The organism is Paenibacillus sp. FSL R7-0026 (genome assembly GCF_038004485.1).
In the GTDB taxonomy this organism is placed as follows: domain Bacteria; phylum Bacillota; class Bacilli; order Paenibacillales; family Paenibacillaceae; genus Paenibacillus; species Paenibacillus xylanexedens_A.
In genome coordinates this window covers 5,701,970-5,721,233 of record NZ_JBBORG010000001.1, presented here as the reverse complement: position 1 = coordinate 5,721,233, position 19,264 = coordinate 5,701,970, and the positions used below count along the sequence as shown (strand labels likewise).

At 44.8% G+C, this 19,264-nt stretch carries 21 protein-coding genes; 18 read left to right on the top strand and 3 right to left on the bottom strand.

Features of this window, described 5'->3' with window-relative positions; translation table 11 throughout:
- The first annotated feature begins 2 nt into the window (after positions 1-2).
- The 13 genes from MKY44_RS25000 to MKY44_RS24940 all read left to right on the top strand — a co-directional run bounded on the left by MKY44_RS25000 (position 3) and on the right by MKY44_RS24940 (position 10,051).
- Positions 3-2,066 (top strand): polymer-forming cytoskeletal protein, encoded by a 2,064-nt coding sequence (locus MKY44_RS25000; RefSeq protein ID WP_341009046.1) that lies wholly within the window; start codon positions 3-5, stop codon positions 2,064-2,066.
- 43 nt (positions 2,067-2,109) lie between these two features.
- Positions 2,110-2,658 carry a stalk domain-containing protein gene (locus tag MKY44_RS24995; RefSeq protein WP_340388503.1) on the top strand — a complete coding sequence of 183 codons (549 nt, stop codon included), beginning with the start codon at positions 2,110-2,112 and terminating at the stop codon, positions 2,656-2,658.
- A gap of 105 nt (positions 2,659-2,763) precedes the next feature.
- Positions 2,764-3,357 (top strand): DUF4352 domain-containing protein, encoded by a 594-nt coding sequence (locus tag MKY44_RS24990; protein ID WP_341009044.1) that lies wholly within the window; start codon positions 2,764-2,766, stop codon positions 3,355-3,357.
- Positions 3,358-3,417: 60 nt separating this feature from the next.
- Positions 3,418-3,579, top strand: a complete 162-nt coding sequence (locus MKY44_RS24985; protein WP_341009043.1) for a hypothetical protein — start codon at positions 3,418-3,420, stop codon at positions 3,577-3,579.
- Positions 3,569-3,787 carry a hypothetical protein gene (locus MKY44_RS24980; protein ID WP_301880045.1) on the top strand — a complete coding sequence of 73 codons (219 nt, stop codon included), beginning with the start codon at positions 3,569-3,571 and terminating at the stop codon, positions 3,785-3,787. Before MKY44_RS24985 ends, MKY44_RS24980 begins: the two co-directional genes overlap by 11 nt.
- Entirely contained in the window at positions 3,741-5,858 is a 2,118-nt protein-coding gene (locus tag MKY44_RS24975; protein ID WP_341009041.1) for a hypothetical protein, read from the top strand. The genes MKY44_RS24980 and MKY44_RS24975 overlap by 47 nt, the downstream gene beginning before the upstream one ends.
- Before the next feature lie 13 nt (positions 5,859-5,871).
- On the top strand, positions 5,872-6,228 hold the full coding sequence (locus tag MKY44_RS24970) for a hypothetical protein (RefSeq protein ID WP_341009040.1): 357 nt from the start codon (positions 5,872-5,874) through the stop codon (positions 6,226-6,228).
- Between the two features lie 55 nt (positions 6,229-6,283).
- Positions 6,284-6,415 carry a hypothetical protein gene (locus MKY44_RS24965; RefSeq protein ID WP_341009039.1) on the top strand — a complete coding sequence of 44 codons (132 nt, stop codon included), beginning with the start codon at positions 6,284-6,286 and terminating at the stop codon, positions 6,413-6,415.
- 80 nt (positions 6,416-6,495) lie between these two features.
- Positions 6,496-6,924 carry a phage holin family protein gene (locus MKY44_RS24960; protein WP_341009038.1) on the top strand — a complete coding sequence of 143 codons (429 nt, stop codon included), beginning with the start codon at positions 6,496-6,498 and terminating at the stop codon, positions 6,922-6,924.
- Entirely contained in the window at positions 6,917-7,645 is a 729-nt protein-coding gene (locus MKY44_RS24955; RefSeq protein WP_341009037.1) for an N-acetylmuramoyl-L-alanine amidase, read from the top strand. Before MKY44_RS24960 ends, MKY44_RS24955 begins: the two co-directional genes overlap by 8 nt.
- 147 nt (positions 7,646-7,792) lie before the next feature.
- The gene (locus MKY44_RS24950; protein WP_341009035.1) at positions 7,793-8,302 is read left to right on the top strand and encodes a hypothetical protein; all 510 of its coding nucleotides are present in this window, start codon (positions 7,793-7,795) and stop codon (positions 8,300-8,302) included.
- 224 nt (positions 8,303-8,526) lie between these two features.
- Positions 8,527-8,988, top strand: coding sequence for a hypothetical protein (locus tag MKY44_RS24945; protein WP_341009034.1), 462 nt, complete (start codon positions 8,527-8,529; stop codon positions 8,986-8,988).
- 13 nt (positions 8,989-9,001) lie between these two features.
- Positions 9,002-10,051 carry a hypothetical protein gene (locus MKY44_RS24940; protein WP_341009032.1) on the top strand — a complete coding sequence of 350 codons (1,050 nt, stop codon included), beginning with the start codon at positions 9,002-9,004 and terminating at the stop codon, positions 10,049-10,051.
- A 72-nt stretch (positions 10,052-10,123) separates the two neighbouring features.
- Here the strand turns inward: MKY44_RS24940 and MKY44_RS24935 are convergent, their stop codons facing one another.
- From MKY44_RS24935 to MKY44_RS24925, 3 genes are all read right to left on the bottom strand, one after another.
- Entirely contained in the window at positions 10,124-10,450 is a 327-nt protein-coding gene (locus tag MKY44_RS24935) for a type II toxin-antitoxin system HicB family antitoxin (RefSeq protein ID WP_341009031.1), read from the bottom strand.
- An 84-nt stretch (positions 10,451-10,534) separates the two neighbouring features.
- Entirely contained in the window at positions 10,535-10,759 is a 225-nt protein-coding gene (locus tag MKY44_RS24930; RefSeq protein ID WP_076328831.1) for a type II toxin-antitoxin system HicA family toxin, read from the bottom strand.
- Positions 10,760-11,292: 533 nt separating this feature from the next.
- A complete protein-coding gene (locus tag MKY44_RS24925) occupies positions 11,293-11,634 on the bottom strand; it encodes a WGxxGxxG family protein (RefSeq protein ID WP_341009029.1) in 342 nt (113 codons plus the stop codon).
- 577 nt (positions 11,635-12,211) lie between these two features.
- On the opposite strand from MKY44_RS24925, the gene ppc reads away from it, so the two are divergent.
- The 5 genes from ppc (at position 12,212) to MKY44_RS24900 (ending at position 19,221) form a co-directional block, all read left to right on the top strand.
- A complete protein-coding gene (ppc, locus tag MKY44_RS24920; protein ID WP_100529907.1) occupies positions 12,212-15,004 on the top strand; it encodes a phosphoenolpyruvate carboxylase in 2,793 nt (930 codons plus the stop codon).
- Between the two features lie 261 nt (positions 15,005-15,265).
- Complete coding sequence (gene sigW / locus MKY44_RS24915) at positions 15,266-15,832, top strand: RNA polymerase sigma factor SigW (RefSeq protein ID WP_017692117.1); 567 nt, start codon at positions 15,266-15,268, stop codon at positions 15,830-15,832.
- Positions 15,833-15,968: 136 nt separating this feature from the next.
- The gene (locus MKY44_RS24910) at positions 15,969-16,583 is read left to right on the top strand and encodes a zf-HC2 domain-containing protein (RefSeq protein WP_036614042.1); all 615 of its coding nucleotides are present in this window, start codon (positions 15,969-15,971) and stop codon (positions 16,581-16,583) included.
- A 315-nt stretch (positions 16,584-16,898) separates the two neighbouring features.
- A complete protein-coding gene (gene cdaA, locus MKY44_RS24905; protein ID WP_017692119.1) occupies positions 16,899-17,735 on the top strand; it encodes a diadenylate cyclase CdaA in 837 nt (278 codons plus the stop codon).
- Positions 17,728-19,221: a CdaR family protein gene (locus MKY44_RS24900; protein WP_180361848.1), complete on the top strand. Its 1,494-nt coding sequence runs from the start codon at positions 17,728-17,730 to the stop codon at positions 19,219-19,221. Before cdaA ends, MKY44_RS24900 begins: the two co-directional genes overlap by 8 nt.
- The last annotated feature ends 43 nt before the right edge of the window (positions 19,222-19,264 follow it).

Below are 19,264 nucleotides of genomic sequence, written 5' to 3'. Positions count from 1 at the left end.
AGATGTATCCAATATCGCCGCTCTACACGGATTATTTAAGACGGCCAGACCGGGAGTTTATCGTCAAGGCTCTGGTACAGTCAGAGGAATATGATAGCAGCAAAATTGTGGACTTTAGTATTGAAAATAGCTTGAGCCTGAACGATGGCTTTGAGATCGGAACGGCTATCCCGAGCAAACTTACGATCAGGTTACGAACGAATGAAATCATCCCGGCAAATGCCCGAATCGTGCCGTACCTGTCCTTATCCATGGCGGGGATGACTTGGCTACAAGCGCAGTACCCATGGCAGGATATGCATGTGTCTTGGATAGGGGACGGAACGGACTGGCTGCCGCTGGGAGAGTTCTTCGTTGATGGTCGTGAGAAGATTAATGATGTGTGGACCTTCACCTGTTATGACAAGCTGGTTTTTGCGGATGTGGCTTACATATCATCCTTGACGTATCCGACCACGCAACGGGCCGTGTTCAATGAGATTTGCAACCGGTTGGGCTGGACATATGACAGCAGCGTGGTGATCAATCCAGCGTATCAGATACAGGCAGGGCCAGCGGGGTACAGTATGCGTCAGGTGCTGTCCTATATCGCTTCTGCAAATAGCGCCAGTATTTACATCGACAAGGCGGGTACCGTGAAATTCAAACGGTTTTCGGCTGCTGATACTCCAGTGTTCGATATGACTACGGCTGATTACGTTCAGGTGAAGCAGACCAATCCAGTGAAGACATACACCCGAGTTGTGGTCACCTACAACACCGAAGATGAATTGAAGTACGAAGCCGGGACGGGTGATGATAACCATACGCTGTATGTGGAAAATCCCTTTGCTACACAGGCGGTCACAAACGGCCTTCTGGCAGCGTTGAACGGGTTTTCCTATCTGCCACTCACAATGGATGCGAGGGGCTTCCCACAGCTTGAACAGGGTGACGTCATCGGGTTTGAACAACAGGAAGGCACAACCTGGGACGAGACAGTATCAACATGGCAGGATACACACATTCCGTGGGACGGCATCATGCGGTACAAGACGGTCATTCTCCATCAAGTATTCAATTTTGCTGGTGGTCTTCGAATGACGCTGGAAGCACCTTCTGTATCGGAGCAGCAGAGTGAATTTGTAGTGGATGGTACCTTAACAACCGCTGTCAATAAGCTGAACAAGGAAGCTGTAAAGGAAGGGAAATCCTATTACGGGGCTACCATCACACGTACTGAGGGCCTGACCATTGAACGTGAGGACCATGCCAGCAAAGTCATTCTGAACAGCGATAAGATGTCGTTCCAAGCTGACGGCCAAGATGCAATCTATTTCGACATCCCAAGCAGGCGTTATAAGTTTAACGGGACGCTAGAAGCCACGGATGGGGTATTTACTGGAACACTCCAAGGTGTTGACGGAACGTTTACAGGTAACCTCAGTGCTGCTGGGGGTACATTCGAGGGTAATCTGCAAGCAGCAGGCGGGACCTTTACCGGAACACTGGTCGGGGTGGATGGTACTTTTAGCGGGACCATTCAGGCAGCTACAATCCTCGGTACAGATATCAGAGGGTCTACTATTATCGGTTCCGTGTTAAAAACTGCAGAGAGTGGCAGACGGATTGAGATTGATTCGGCTGGTTTCCGGTCCTATGATTCCAATGGGCGCAATCGTGTACAGATTTCCACTTCAACCGATTCCTCTGTTGCTGCGGTAGTTTGGAGAGATACCAACGGGTCATCCGTAGGAGAGATCAACTCCTATGAATCTAGTGGGCAGCTGACGGTATTCAGTAATAATCTGTGGCTTGGTTCCAACAGCAACGCAAACCCAATTCGCTTGCAAGGTGCTGTCACATTCGGAGGAAGTGCTACGTTAAGAACGGGGTTTGTATATGGGATTGGCATATCAGACATTTCAGGATTACAATCCCAGCTCACATCATTGCAGACTCAAATTTCAAGTTTGTTATCTTCGTTTAATACTCATAGGCATTCTGTTACCGTTCCAAATCATAATCACGGGAACACTGCTAACCAAACATCTGGAGGCGGAACCTTCCAATCTACTACTCCGTAATGTATCATAATAGGTAAATTGCACCAATATGGAGGTAGTGTTTATGAAAAAAATCGCATACATTGCTGGCGGTATTCTGATTGGTTTTGTTTTTTCGACAACAACGGGGGCTTTTGCCGATCAGATAAAAAGTTTAGTGGGAAAGAAAGTGACAGGTGAGTACACCGTTATAGTTGATGGTAAATCTCTATCAGATAAAGGCGCTATAATTGATAGCAAGGCTAACGTCCCCGTTCGGGCCTTATCTCAAGCGTTAGGAGCTGATGTACAAGTGTCAGGTAAAACGATCACAATTACTTCTACAGATTCTGATACATCTGGATCAGGAACAACAGTTTCGTCTTCTAATACTTATTCAGGTAAGTCTAAGGAATATCTTGAATCGATGAAGAGTGAATACAACAATAAAATTTTGCCTCCATTGTTAGAGGGGCGCGATAAAGTAGCCGCTGCACTTGAAGAAGTCAAAAGCACAGGAAATAAAGATTCAATTGCACAGGCTGAACAAAGACTTGCTGAATATCAAAAATTGGTGGACGATGCACAAGTTGAACTGAAGCTGATCGACGAGGCATTGGCTGCAATTAAATAGCCTATTGGGCGTAAAGCGACAAATAATACCAAAATAACACTTAACACATTTGGTAATGCATGGTACTATATTCCTATAAATTAGGGATATAGTGGGGGTTATGGTGTGAACAAGAAGCCATGGTACAAAAAATGGTGGGTATGGTTGATTATCATTTTCGTTGTAGGTGTTTTTGGATCAAATATGCAAGACGATGAGGCAAAGCCTGTTACTGCTGAAGCAAAGAAGACATCTTCAACTTCAACAACTGATAAGAAAGAGGCTGTTAAGGAAGAGCCGAAAGAACTTGCAATTACAGAGATCGGAACAGGTATTCAAACTAAGAATTTTAAGGTTTCTGTTGAAAGTTTGACCAAACCAAAAAGCGATAATATGTTTGTTAATCCTGAAGAAGGAAACGAATTCGTTTCGGTAGGCCTGTTAATTGAGAACATCTCTGAAAAAGACTACACGATTAGTTCAATGATTATGTTCGATGCTTATCAAGATGGATTTTCTATTAATGAAGACATAACAGGCCATGCATTAAAAGGTTCGGAAAAGACGATGGACGGTGCTCTGGCAGCAGGGAAAAAAATCAGAGGTACTCTGGTTTACCAGGTGCCGAAAGATTGGAAAGAACTTGAGGTCAACGTTGATCTCACAAAGCTAAGTTTTAGTAACGATGGTGAGGTTAAGATAGTTTTGCCAAATAAATAGATCCAAATGAGAGTCCATATGCATGGGCTCTTTTTTGTTGCTCAAAAAGGAGTGAACAGCATGGAAGAACAGCGTATCCGTGAGATTATCCGTGAAGAATTGATTGCCCATGACGAACGGGTCAAAGGCGAAACGGTGACGATCCGGGTCAATGATCAGATGAAGGCCGCCATGCTTGAAATCATGAAGAATATGAAGTGGGGTGCACCAGGTGAAAGTTAAGAAAGTGCTTGAACTGTCCGTAGACGTGACTGACATTTTCCGCGAGAGCCCTTTGGTGATCCGGGCCATGGTGGATACATTGCCCACGTTGGATTCACAAGTTGCGTTCCTTAGGGCTATTCACCAGGACGTTGAAACATTATTGAAGGGAGTTGTTACGAATGGCGAACCGGTTCGCGAATCTGGAGGGCAGCAAAAAGATAAGTGAGGATTTTAATAACATCAATATCGGCTTTGACCGTGTGCAGACCGAGATGGACACCAAAGGTACGCCAGCAGATGCCCAGGCTAAAGCCGATGCGGCTAAGGCGGCAGCCATTGCCGCGTCCGCTGCTGATCTGGCAGCCCACAAGGCACGCGGGGCAGATGAGCACCCAACAGCAAAGGGGAATGCAGCGGGGTTCATGAGTGCGGCTGACAAGCTGAAACTTGATACCAGTACAGGCTTAGCAACACCTTACACGCTCTTACAACGTGATGGAGCAGGACGTGCGAAGGTGGCGGCTCCAGCCACATCGGATGACATAGCCCGTAAAGCTGAGACAGACGCCGTACAATCCAATCTGGACAGCCATACAGGGGATGCAAATGTACACGTTACGGCTGCGGATCATACCAAATTAAACGGGATTGCTGCAGGAGCTGAGGTCAATCAAAACGCATTTGCCAAGGTGAATGACGTGGAAGCTTCCAACAAGACCGATACGGTTACATTTGTGGGTGGAACTGGGATTGCCGTTACAACCGATCCAGAAGGCAAACGGGTTGTTCTGACGGCAACAGGTGAAGCAACGCCAGGTGCCCATGCATCATCCCACATCACTGGCGGGACGGACGTCATCCCTGACGCTGTGATTGGCGGCTCAAGTGGCCTTATGAGCGGGGCCGATGCCAAGTTTGTCCGGCAGGATGGTGAAACGAAGACCGGGGCGCAAGCAAAAGCTGATGAAGCAAAACAAGCTGCAATAGATTTAAGTTTACCACGTGCAGGCGGGGCATTAACTGGACCGTTACGATTTAGCAATTGGGGAGAAATCAGCGCAAGCACAGGTGGGTATGTGTTGTATGGCCATAACTGCTATTTGGATGCGGCTGGTGTCGTGTATCGTTACCGTAACACTCACGCCAATATGGGTGCGCGAGGGATTGTATTCCGTCTTGGTGCTGGTCTTCAAGGGGCTTGGATGTTTGATATGGGAGCAATCGCAACAACAGCAGGGGCATCATTTACGCCTGTACTTAAACGTCTGCTCAATACGGACGACTACAGCGCAATTGTGCAGGATTATATTCGCCAGCCAGGATATGCAGTGACAACAGGTTCAGCATCTACTTATATTGTCACACTCAGCCCTGCACCTGCATCGTTACCGGACGGGTTCGGGGTTACGATCATTCCACACGTTGATAACAGCGCAACACCAACACTTAATGTTAACGGTATTGGTGCGGTGGCGCTCAAGGATCAAAAAGGAGTCGCGTACGCTGCTGGTAAGTTGGTAGCAGGTCGGCCGTACACATTTCGCAAGGTGGGTACGGATTTTTTGGCCGATAGCGGGTCGAGTAGCGGTACTGCTCAACCCGCGCAAGTGTTGTTTGGAGAAACATTTGGAAATGACGATGGAGATCAAGTAGGAACAATGGTTAACCAGGGTGCAGGCGGTACCGTGACACCGGGAACAGCTAATCAGACAAAAGCCGCTGGGTACTACAGTAGCGCCATTAGTATCTTGGGAGACGCGAATCTGGTAGCGGCAAACATTAGAAGCGGATCCACTATATTCGGCGTAGCGGGAAGTTTAGCGCCGAGCGTCAGAGGGTTCGTTGACGGACAGACCTTCAACCCTTCAGCTTCAACACTCAACTTGGCCGCTTCACAAACTGCGATCCACATTTTAGGGACGATCCCTGCCGGAGCGTTAACAGCAACGTTTTCACCTAAGACAAATACAAGTATTAGATACTATTCAAACAACTCTAACGTGTTGACGGTGCAAATGGTTCTAATAGATTCTAACGACAATCTTCACTATTTAACGACTAACGACACAATGCCGACCAGTACATCCTATTATACATTCACATTCTTGGTTGATTTGGTAAACAATCGCGTTCATGCAAAGCCAGGCGAAGGATCACAAAGTATATCTACCTCCAATATCGCAAGCACGTTTAATACCTCTAAGGGTCCTGTAAGGATTGGCATAAGAAACTCTAATTTTTCAAGCTCTAACCAAGCATATAACGTTATGTGTAGCGGATTATCCTATATCTACTAAAGGAGGCGGTAAAATGATTGTTGCATACGCGAAAGAAACAGGTAGTACAGCGCTGGTAACGGGTGTGTATTATGGCGAAGTAGTTCTACCGGAAGATGGTAATTACATTGAAGGTGCATTTGAACTTCCGCAACAGGGAGATTTACCTAACCTTGATCCTGTATTAAAGATCGATCTATCCACTACGATTCTTTACTATGATTACGTTTCGCGGGATTCAGTTTTTGCTCAGTTGGGAGATCTGCAAAAGAAACTCACGGAAGCTGAAGGGATTAACAAGCGACTTGCAGAGGAAAGCAACGCAAACCAATTGGCCCTCATGGAACTGCACATGCTCGTGCTCAGTGTGGTGTCACCTGATGAGGGTTAAGCTTGCTAGGCTGCTGATCCGTTGGGCTGTAGCACTCATGAGAGGGGGTGACACTATGTTAGTTGTATACGTGATGATGATTCATAAAGGCTTGATCAAGCTGGAGCAAGTACCAGCAGGCAGCCGTGAACAAGTGGCCGCAGCTTTGCAGGCTGGGGACATGGACCAAAACGGTAATATCGTGTAACAGGCGTTCCGACATCGGAGCGCTATTTTTATGCCCTCTGGAGTGGTCAGGGGGCTTTTCATATTAGACAGATGGGGGATATGGAATTGGAAAACGTGGGGAAATGGGCTTTGGCCGGGGGTAGCTGGTTGGTGTCTTATTTATTTGGGGGTTGGTCTGGAGTGCTAGGAGTACTGTTGGTGTTCGTGGTGTTTGATTATCTAACGGGTGTTGCTGCTGGTTGGATGTCAGGCGAGTTGAAAAGCAAAATCGGAATGTTTGGCATCGCTCGTAAGGTCTTTATTTTTGCCATGGTCGGCGTTGGCCACTTGGTGGATGGCATCCTTGGTGATGGTCATTTGTTCAGGGATACGGTGGCGTTTTTCTATATTGCGAATGAGCTGCTGTCAATCACTGAAAATGGCGGGAAAATGGGAGCTCCTATCCCGTCAGTAATTAAGCAAGCAATCGAGGTTCTGAAGGGCAAAGGCGGCAACGATAACGATAGAGGAGCTGGTACGAATGTATAAAGTATGGATTGATGCAGGGCACGGTGGTAAGGATCCGGGAGCAGTGGCAAATGGAGTATTGGAAAAGGATATTGCGTTGAAGGTGTCGCTGGGTATCAAGGAGCGCCTAGAATCAGGATACGAGAACGTGCAAGTGCTGCTTTCCAGATCCTCGGACGTATTCTTGGAACTTCGTGACCGGACAAGCAGAGCCAATGCTGCCGGTGCTGACATCCTAGTATCCATTCACTGTAACGCAGGTGGTGGCAAGGGCGGTTTCGAGACGTTCAGATATACGTCCGCTTCCCAATCCAGTATTAAGCTCCAGGACACGCTGCACAAGGCGATCACGGCTAAACTGGGCGGCACAGATCGTGGCCAGAAGGCGCAGAACCTTCACATGGTTCGCGAATCCAATATGCCGGCAGTATTGACTGAGAACCTGTTTGTCGATGTGGCAGCTGACGCGGACAGGTTGAAGCAATCTAGTGTGATCGATGCAATTATAGATGGCCATGTCCAAGGAATCGCTACATACCTGGGGCTGTCCAAAACGAAGGAGGAAAAGCCGGTGACACAGGGGAGAGATATTAACGTACCAAGCAAGTGGGCTGAGACGACGTGGAAGGGAGTAACGGAGAAGGGATTCTTCGATGGGAGTCGACCGGGTGCAACAGTTACGCGTGAGGAATTGGGTACTGTAGTGAGCCGCCTGCTGAAGTACGTTGACCAAAAAGGATAATTAAGGTAATATACAATTAAATCCGAAAGTATCGGTGAAAAGGGCCCCACTGGCATAGCGCTGGTGAGGCCTTTTTTTTAGAATTCTGTATCAATAACAAGGGGATTTGTGTAAACTATATACAAAGATGGAGGGGAGGTTAGAGCCATGAAAAAGCATGTAATATACTATTATCACGTAATCGGAGAACAAGCCGATATCATACATAATGATAGCTATTTTGTTTTGGAAACTTACCGTATTGCTGGCTTAACTAACCCTCGAAACTCGAAGCAGTTAAATTTAAGACTGCGTCCTTTTGAACTTCAACAAAACAATCTATATTCTTTAATTTCTAAGTCTGAAAAATTAAAGTTACAAATCTTAAAAGTTGAATTTGATGATATCGATTACGAGTTAGAAGAGGAATTTAAAGATGCTTTAAAAAGCAGATCTGCTTCAAATATATATGAAATATCTGAAATTATACGATCAGAGAACGTTGATATAAGTGCTATCACATTCAATTATGGCGATCGTCAATACCGAGTTCATAAATATGCTGTAGCTGAAATAATCGGGGAATGGGAAGAGTTACCTATATTGACTGTAGAGACCCCTTTAGCCATGGCCATTGGATTCAAGAAGTTCCCTACTGAAAGGACGTTTGGATATTGAACCAATATTTGAAAATGATACTAACCCAAACGTTTCAATTCGTGCTTATTCTAGTCTTCTTTCACGAGTCGACAGGGCAGCCGTGGTTTGACAATAAATTAAGAGATACTATAATTTTGGTAGTGAGTTATTTTGTATATATGGTAATTCCTTTCTTTTCATGGCTATTCCGTCCTTTAGTAATAAATTTGAAGCAGGAGAGTAGATTAGGGGGAGGAATTGATGTGACTCCCATTCTCCTTGAAAATGATGTTATGAAAAGTCATCAAACACTGAGAACTGTTAATCTTTCGATTGAGATCATAAGGAGAGGTAGTATTTGGTGGAGAATTTTGAATTGGTATCTAAGGAAGAGGACAGTTAACATTGTTATAAACTCTACTCCCGATGAGTTGTTAATCCAACCACCTGATTCATTCCATTTAAAGAATGTTTTAATGGGGGAAACTGGATTTACAATTGATATTAATTCTCTAATAAAAGATATGAGGACAGGAAGCGGAAAGTTCACTATAAATAAGTCGTTTCCATACATTGTTGCTGATCATCCTGATATCCACATATCCCATAATTTAAGCGCAATAGTTCAACCAAAGCTATTAGTGGGGGACAAGCCCTCCAAGTTCCTAAAATTATTTATTAAATTCGAGACCAATAATCATAAGATTGTTTTCTTCAGAAGATAGGAGATGATTTACTTTGGCAGACCTTGATTTTGATAAGCGCCTAACTATTTGGGCTATGGATCAAATGCATACATTAGATTCTATAATGGGTGTTTTAAGAATGGATTATAATCTACCCATAGAATATCTTTCTGAAAGAGATGGTCTAACAACTTATGAAAAAACCTTGCAAATAGAGTGGCGTCCTGCTGATAGTGAGGAATTCTCTGTGGAGACTCTTCAAGTTGGAGGTGAGGACTATAACTATATTTCTGCTATCGGTAAGTATGAAGATAGTCTAGGTGAAACTAGAGCAGTGATTGATGGTAGTGTTGTTCTCCCAAGAGAGTACCGCGTGTTTAATAAAACAGTTGATGCTATATTCTTTGAGAATCACGGGCGAGTCTACTGTATCCTAGATGTAAGTGTGAGCCAAGAAAAAAGGGTCAGATCAGTTCTTTTTGGCCAAGGCTATAAAAGATTGAAGAAGGAAGAATGGGGCAAGGTACAACACGACAAATTGGTTCAATATAGACTCGACAGTGACTTCTTTTATTGGCTCTTTAACAAGCGTGGGCAAAAGATTAATATTCAAAGTGTCGAAGGTAAGGAAGACTACATTGTTAGTCTTATCGACATTCATGCCGTTTCTCAATTATCTGAAAGAGAAGTATATGATAATAAGAGTGAAGGGGCAGATGTCCTTGGGTCACTGCCCACTTTGTCGGGATTAGGAATAAATCAGAGCGTCTATGAGGGTGGGTTGCATATCATTATGCCTGATATGCAACTTCTTACTAAGGTTACAAATTCTTGTACTTGCGTACTTGATTCTGTTCGTTCTGTTATTTCAAAAGAAGGCGAAACAAGTAATGTGATGGATGAATTCCCTAAAACGTCTATCCTGATTTATACCATACTGTTCCCAGGATTGCTTTCAAGGTATCATGCTGAAAAAATTAATGGTGAATGGTCTGCTGAGAAGGGTGAGAAACAGAGAAAAGCCTGGGCTATAGATGTAATTAAACAACTCGCTTCAGATAATGCAATTACTTTGGAAGATATTGAGGAAATCCTCTATTAAAAGAACTTATATCTATTAAACATCAAAAAAGAACCCTGTTAACCTTCAATGGTCAGCAGGGTTCTTTTGGTTTTATCTACTCAATTTGTACAGGCAATACTGATTCAACGAAACACTCTCTGCAGCCGCGCGTTCAACCAATTGCCGGTGCAGACTCTTAGGGACCCTCAAGTTGAATTTACCGCTGTACTCATCTTCACCAATTGGCTCAGGAATGACGTCACCGTATTCCAGCTTTACAGCCAGGTAACCCTCCATTGCTTCCCGAACACTTTCGTAGGCTTCAGCAAAGGTATCCCCATTGCTCTGGCACCCATCTAATTCCGCAACAGTTGCGAAGAAATAATCACCGCTCTCGTCCTTAACGGGTCTGATTTGTATTGTATACGGGAGGGCCATGTAGTACGCTAAATCCTTCTTTTGGCTATGATTTGCCATTAATAATCGGCTAGGATATGATGAGAATTAAGGAAAGGGGAGGTGCTACTCCCCGATCCGGTCCAGTACGTCTTTGACGTATGCCGCCTTTAGTGGTTGTTCCTTTTTGATGGTTATCAAGTCTCCTGCTTGGTTCCGGAAATGGAAGTGCGAGCCGTTGCTTCTCACTAATCCATAACCGTGATGCCGGAGTACCTTGGCAACTTCATCATATTGGATACCACTGGGGCGGTCTTTCATTTTTTGGACCAATTTTTCTATCCTAGCCATATCTCACCTCCTAAATATATAGTACCATATATAGTACTATATATGCAAGGGGCTTATGATTTGATATTGGAATAATTCAGCTTTGTTTTATTTTTTGGCAGATGTGTTCTTTCTATTATAAAGGGGCAGTCATGGGGCAGTTGATTGTGTATTCAACGTTTGTACATGCTGTTCATGACTGCCAATAAGGTTTAAAAGCGAGAGCTCATCAATCTTTTGACTGTGTAAGACTATCGCGGAATAGGGTGAGAATCAGCCTTCCAAGCTAATAGCGTGGGTTCGATTCCCATCACCCGCTTACAGGATATAATGAAAGAGCCTTTGCAGATGCAGAGGCTCTTTTATTTTTATTAACGTAAGAATTAGCAGTTATTTTATATAATATTTTATGTAAGGAACAGTACAGGTTTATTTAATAAAGAGCCAAGACCTCCCTATTCCAATAGTAAAGGGGTCTTGGCTCTTCTGTTTTATCCTTGTCGATGAGCTGTTTCTAAGACGTAGCAGCTATTGTAACGTGACGTGAGTACAATTTAACGTTCGTTGTGATCCGTCACTCTTTTACGCATGCCCGCTAATCCAAGCAGTCCCAGCAAACCAAGCCAGCCCCAATCCATGCCGTTGTCACGGTTGGTTGTCGTGGCGTTAGCACGAACACTGTTGGTACGATAGTCACCATTGTTGCGGTAGTTTCCATCCATATTCAGGTTGGTGTTTGTGCGATCCATGTAGTTGGTGTCCTGATAAGAGCGGACACGTGATCCGTTGGTGTTGGTGTCCATTCCCTTGGACATATGGCCATCAGCAGCAGCAGGGCCAGCCATCGCGGCCACCAGAAGCACGGAAGCAATAATTGTTGTACCTTTCTTCATCATTTGGATTCCTCCTTTTTAGTAAGAGCTATAGATTAATCTGCCCAAAAAGCTAAGAACATTATGTAGAAATGATGTGTTAAGATATCCCTTTGACTACAGAGAATTAACAAAGTACATAAGAAACTCCCCTAATAAGCAGACTGTAGTGGGAAGAAAATTATAATTACATCTTTAATTTATTGCGTCACTGTGGTAAAGTATACAAAAGCTTGCTTTGCCGGTCATGTTTCTTTGTATATCATCTGTTCTCAAACAATGAAATTATGCGGTTTAACCTTAATATCAGGTACATGGGATCATATCTAAAAGAACTGTATATTTATGAGTTTTTAAGAATAGGTATGAGACTTTTGATTTATCTAAAGTACGTGAAAAAGGTATCATGCGACAGGATATGACCATTAATTGAAGCAGAACAAGAAAATGAATAAAAAAGCGTGTTTTTGTGCTGTAAATCGGGGATAATCCCCATTTTTTCTAGTAGAAAAATAAAGATTTTCGTACCATTTTATTGTATGATGTTATGAAGGTGTCAAATTTACGTGTACGAATGGAACGATCAGATGGGAGGATAAGCATGACTGAAACTATGGTAACCGCCAGCAAAAGCCAATCCAACAACCTGCTTCGGCGAGACGTGCGGTTCCTGGGCAATATACTCGGAGAAGTTCTTGTCCATCAAGGCGGCACGGAGCTTCTAGATATCGTTGAGAAGATTCGGGAAACGAGCAAATCGTTGCGTGCAGAATTTCTGCCAGAACTCTATGCAGAGTTCAAAACGATGATCCAGGAATTAGACTCGGACAATCGTCACCAGGTTATTCGGGCTTTCGCTATTTATTTTCAATTAGTTAATATTGCTGAACAAAACCATCGGATCCGGCGTAAACGGGATTATGAACGTTCTGCTGGGGACGCTGTGCAGCCAGGATCGATTGAGAAAGCAGTACAGGATCTTAAGGAACGTGGACTGTCTCATACAGAGGTGGAAGAGATTCTCGACGATTTGTCGTTGGAACTTGTTATGACAGCTCACCCAACCGAAGCTATGCGCCGGGTTATTCTGGACATCCATAAACGGATATCCGAAGATGTCATGTCACTTGATAATCCTACGCTGACGTTGCGTGAACGTGAACAGTTGCGTGAGAAGCTGCTGAATGAGGTTATTACACTCTGGCAGACAGATGAACTTCGCGACCGCAAACCGACTGTACTCGATGAAGTGCGGAACGGGATGTATTACTTTCATGAAACGTTGTTCCACGTACTTCCGGATGTATATCAGGAGCTGGAACGCTGCCTGAACAAATTTTATCCTGACCATGACTGGCATGTGCCGACGTATTTGCGGTTCGGTTCCTGGATCGGTGGAGACCGGGATGGAAATCCTTCGGTAACTTCAGATGTAACATGGCAGACACTGTTGATGCAACGCAAGCTCGCTTTGCGTGAATACCAACGGATTATGATTGAACTTATGGGCCATCTCAGCTTCAGCACAAACATCATTCATGTATCGGATGAGCTGGTGCAGTCGATTGAGCAGGATCGTAATTCTGTTACATTGAAAAAAGTGGATATCTGGCGGAATGAAAAAGAGCCATACCGCATCAAATTGGCTTATATGATTGCCAAGCTGAACAATGTACTGGATGAGAACAAATTAGGTCAACCTGACCGTTATCATAGCGCACAGGATTTGATTGATGAACTGATGATTATTGATCGAAGTCTGCGCCATCATTTTGCCGATTACGTAGCAGATACGACCATTCGCAAGATGATTCGTCAAGTCGAGTTGTTTGGTTTCCATACCGCAGCATTGGATGTGCGTCAGCACAGTAAGGAACATGAAAATGCGATGTCGGAGATTTTGGCGAAAATGAACATTGTAGAGGATTATGCGCGTCTGACTGAAGACGGTAAAATCGATCTGCTTGCTCGTTTGCTGGATGATCCACGTCCGCTTACTTCTCCTTATCACCAATACACGGAGGGAACCAAAGAATGTCTGGATGTCTTCCGTACCATTAAGCGTGCCCAGAACGAATTTGGGAACGGCTGTATCACAAGTTACCTGATCAGTATGACGCAGGGCGCAAGTGATTTGCTGGAGGTTATGGTGTTTGCCAAAGAAGTGGGTTTATTCACCAAAGGACACAACGGTGACGTTGTATCTACACTTCAAGCGGTACCGCTGTTTGAAACGATTGATGATCTACATGCGGCTTCGGACATTATGCAGAAGCTGTTCAACCTTCCTGTATACCGCGCAAGCGTAAAAGGACGGAATGAACTGCATGAAATCATGCTTGGTTATTCAGATAGTAACAAGGATGGCGGCGTGGTTACAGCCAACTGGGAACTGCGCGTAGCGATGAATGCCATCACGGCTGTAGGTAATGAACACGGCGTTAAGCTGAAGTTCTTCCATGGACGTGGCGGGGCTCTTGGACGTGGCGGCATGCCACTCAACCGCAGTATTCTTGCTCAACCACCACATACGATTGGTGGGGGCATCAAGATTACGGAGCAGGGAGAGGTTATTTCTTCCCGTTATTCCCTTCAGGGGATTGCATACCGCAGTCTGGAGCAGGCAACTTCGGCTCTAATCACAGCAGCACTTAATGGGCTTGAGCCGCAAGAGTCAGCATCCGAACGTCATTGGGACAGCATCATCAAAGAGATTTCGGAAGTATCTCTGACGAAATATCAGGATCTGATTTTCCGTGATCCAGACTTCTTCACCTTCTTCAAAGAATCAACGCCGCTTCCGGAGGTTGGTGAGCTGAATATTGGTTCCCGTCCATCCAAGCGTAAAAATAGTGATAAGTTTGAAGATCTGAGAGCGATCCCTTGGGTATTCGCCTGGACTCAAAGTCGTTATCTGCTTCCGGCATGGTATGCGGCAGGAACAGGATTGCAAAGTTACTATCAGGATAAAGAGGAAAATCTGGTTGTCCTGAAAGAAATGTATGCAAGCTTCCCATTCTTCCGTACATTAATTGATACGGTACAGATGGCCGTAGCCAAGGCAGATCTGGTCATTGCCAAAGAATATTCGGCCATGACTTCGAACAAGGAAGCCCGTGATCGCATCTACGGTCAGATTGAAGCCGAATTCAAGCTCACAAAAGAGCTGATTCTGAAAATTACCGGAGAAGCTGAAATTCTGGATGATGTACCGGTTATTCAAGAATCCATTCGCCTTCGTAACCCTTATGTAGATCCGTTGTCCTACATGCAGGTTCAACTTCTGAGCGAGCTCAGAGATATGCGTGAACGTGGTGAGGATGATACGGAACTGCTTAGAGAAGTGTTGCTGACAATCAATGGCATCGCTGCAGGACTGCGTAATACAGGTTGATGATTGAACTGCTGCATTTGAATAATTATATGTAACAAAGTACCCATTACTTTGTTAACTAAAAAGCTCCATTCTCTGCTCTACGGAGTAAGAGATGAAACGGGACTCCTACGGGAGTTCCCGTTTTTACTGTTTTTGGCGGATATTTGTCATACAGTCTTGATTTTTGACCAAAGTTGATTTACGATTTGATTGGTGAATTACAAGTGTGGACGGGTATCAGAAGACGGAAGACCCATCAGCATGTCTGGGGGAATAAGGGTGGACAATTTGGAGAACAGGCTTGTTAAACTGGTGCTTAAGGGCGACCAGAGAGCCTTCGCAGAAATCGTTGAACTATATAAGGACAAGCTATTTCATTTGGCATACCGGATGCTGAACAATCGTCATGAAGCTGAAGACGTTGTGCAGGAGACGTTTTTGCGTGTGTTTCGTAATATGGAGAAGTACGACCCGAACCAGAAGTTCTCAACCTGGATTTACCGGATCGCAACCAATCTGTGTATTGACCGACTGCGTAGAAAGAAACCTTCATACTCTTTGGATGCTGAACTGAATGATCAGGAAGGATCTGATGGTTATGCGATGCTCCCGAGTGATGATCGTACACCGGAGAGTGAAGCGCTCCTGTCAGAAACGCAGACACTCATTCGTGAGGCCATTGACAGTTTGCCAGCCAAGTATAAGTCCGTTATGATTCTGAGATATTTACAGGACTTGTCGCTACAGGAAATCAGTGATGTGACAGGTATGCCCGTAACAACGATCAAGACACGCGTTCATCGGGGCCGTGATTTTCTACGTAAAAAATTGGAGTATAAGTTATAAATGTTAAACGCCTTTAAATATGGGCGAAATTATTTGAAACATATCCGAAACGGATGCGTATGTAATGTATGCAAGTCTTATGCGTGCTTTTTAATGGCACATGGACTAAGTGATTTAAGAAAGGATTGGCTCTCATATGGATTGCAACTCGGCCGTCTCTTTAATGCATGAATGTTTGGATGAGTCGTTGTCCCCGGCCCAGAAGGTTGAACTGAAAAGTCACCTTGTGATCTGTCCGGATTGTCGCATGCGCTTTAAAGAGTTGGAACAGACGGAAATGTTACTCTTTGCCATGAAACACTATTCACCGTCTGCCTCTGATGAGCTGACCAATCGAATTATGAATGCTCTGCCCCAGCCCAAGAGACAGCAAGCATGGCTCAAATGGGTCAAAGGACATCCCGCGCTGACGGCGGCAGCCTTCTTTTTGGTCGTGATGCTCTTTAGCGCCTTGAATTTCTGGAATCAGAATAACGAAATGGTTGTTAAGGGAAATAATCTGGACCAGATCGTGATTCAGGGTAACACGGTTATTGTTCCTGAAGGTAAGTCAATTGCTGGCGATCTTACGATAGAAAATGGAACCGCACAAGTATATGGTGATGTGAACGGCAATCTGACGGTTATCGACGGACAACTGTTTCAGGCTTCAACGGCGCATATTTCAGGTCAGGTGAAAAGTATTGATCAGGCGCTGGACTGGTTCTGGTACAAAATAACCAATATGGTAAATGAAGTGGCTTATCGCTAGAACAGGGTAAAATTCTTCAATGGTATATACCAAGCAGGGTACCTCCAGATTGCATGGGGTACTCTTTTTTTATACGCAAACTTTGTAATTCATGGTAAATGTGATGTTTATGTGCAGTTTGAGACTGCCGTAACTTGCAACCTGAACGTTAACGTTATAACCTAGATACTAAAGAGAACATACTACTACATATAGATAAGCATTTTGCACAAATCAAATGATGCAAAAATGCGGAGACAAAGGATTATATAAAATCCTAATGGGTTAATATGAGATCAGGGTTTACTCATCAATGGGGATAGCGGGGGCTGGCTTATGAATTATTTTGCTGACTTAACGTGGACAGAGTCCATTAAGGACGTTATCGATATATTGATCGTTACCTATATTATGTACAAACTGATTTTGCTTGTGCGGGGGACACGTGCGGTTCAGCTCCTGAAAGGGATTCTGTTCCTTGTGTTGATCTGGGCATTAAGTACGTGGCTAAACTTGTATACGCTCAAATGGTTAATGAACCAGATGTTTACGTTTGGTGTCGTTGCGGTGTTCATTATCTTTCAGCCGGAACTGCGTCGTGGTCTGGAGCAATTGGGACGCGGTAAGCTGTTTGGACGTTCAGCGGCAGCGAGTGATGAAGAACTAACGGTGTTAATTGGTGAGATTATCAAGTCAGTTAATTATTTGTCACGGCGTAAAATTGGCGCATTGGTCGTATTTGAACGTGAAACGGGTCTGAACGATTACACGGAATCGGGCATTAAGATGCACTCTCTGGTCAGCTCGGAGCTGATGATTAACATCTTTATTCCAAATACACCGCTCCATGATGGAGCCGTTATTATACAGGGAAAACAGATTTCGGCGGCGGCTTGTTATTTGCCATTATCAGAGAATCCTTTTATCAGTAAGGAATTGGGAACACGTCACCGTGCAGCAATCGGGATTACCGAAGTTGCAGATGCGATCTGTTTGGTTGTCTCCGAAGAAACAGGACAAGTGTCACTGGCAATGAATGGACAGGTCGTTCGTGATATTAAGGAAGAATCGCTGATTGCCAAACTGTATGAGGAGTTGCGCCCTACATCCAATCTGAAAAAGAATGGCTGGACAACCTTCTGGAAACGGAAGGGAGGACGTAACAATGGATAAGTGGTTTAACAATAATAACTTTGCCAAAATACTTGCACTTGCGGTTAGCCTGCTGCTCTGGTTCATGATTCATCTGGATGAAGTACCAACCACCCCTACGATTACGACAGGGACAACCAACAAGGTTGTGGAACGTACGGTGCCTGTTCAACCTTATGGATTAGACAGCAACAGCTATGTGCTCACTTCATTAAGTACGGATGAGGTCCGGCTGGAGATCAAAGGACAGCGCTCGATGCTAACATCGATTTTTACGAATGATGATTACAAGGTACTGGTCGATCTGAGTCAGGTGAAAGATGGGTCCAATACACTGCCACTTGTACCTGATTTGCCTTCCGGGGTAGAAGTGGTCAGTATGGAACCTTCCATGGTTACGGTGAACGTAGAAAAATTGGGCACCAAATCCTTCAATGTGAATATTGTACCCGAAGGGGAACCATCCGCCGGATACAGCGCTGGAACGCCCGTAACTGAACCTTCGACGCCGGTTAAGGTAACTCTGCCCGAAGGGCAGCTTGAGGCTGTAGCGAAGGTCCAGGGCAGTGTGAGCGTGAAAGATGCCAAGGAAGATGTCATACAGAAAAAAGTGAAACTTCAAGCATACGATGCCGAGGGCAAGGTCCTTGAAAATGCGATTATAACGCCTCAAACGGTTGAAGTTCGAGTTCCGGTCAATCAGCCCTATACATCTGTACCCTTAAGAATCAAATATTCGGGACAGCTTCCGGAAGGCCTGGTACTCTCCACGGTAGAGCCAAGCGTGAAAGAAGTCTCGGTTTATGGATCAGAGGATGCGCTTGCGGGTATACAGTCCTACGACCAAGTAACCCTTGATCTTACACAGTTTGATCAGTCGGGTACATCGACAGTTAACGTGGACTTGACGCCGCCTTCCGGTTTTGAGAAAATCGAGCCTAGTTCGATTCAGATCAAGGTAACCATATCACCATTTGACGAGGCAGAGGAGACAACCAAAGTCTTTCCGAACGTCCCCATCACACTTACCGGTGCGGGGAATGGACTGGAAGGGACGCTGGTTACGCCTCGAAGCGGCGGTCTGAACCTCACACTTACAGGCTCAGCAAGTATGCTTGAGGGTCTGAGTAGTGATGATCTCACGTTAACCGGGGATCTTGCTGGACTTGCGGTCGGAACGCATGAGATCAAGCTTGAAGCCGACCTGCCCCGTTATGCCAAACTGGATGAATCATCCACTGCATTGAGTGCGACGGTCAAAATTAGCGAAAAGGCTGAAGATACCACGACCACTCCTGGCGAAGAACCGACGGACGAGGGAACGGTAGCACCTGACCCAACACCAGCCGAGGTTGAAAATGGGGAAACAGAGCCTGTTCCTGATGAAGAAGAAACGGAATCGAATACGGATACTCAGGATCAGGGTCAACAGGGGAGCACAAGCAGTCGAGGTAATTTAAATAATAATAACAGCGGTACTGGCAGTAAAAGTGGCGCGAATCCGTAAATGTTCTAATCTTAAAATTCTCAAAAAAATAATAATAGTGCTC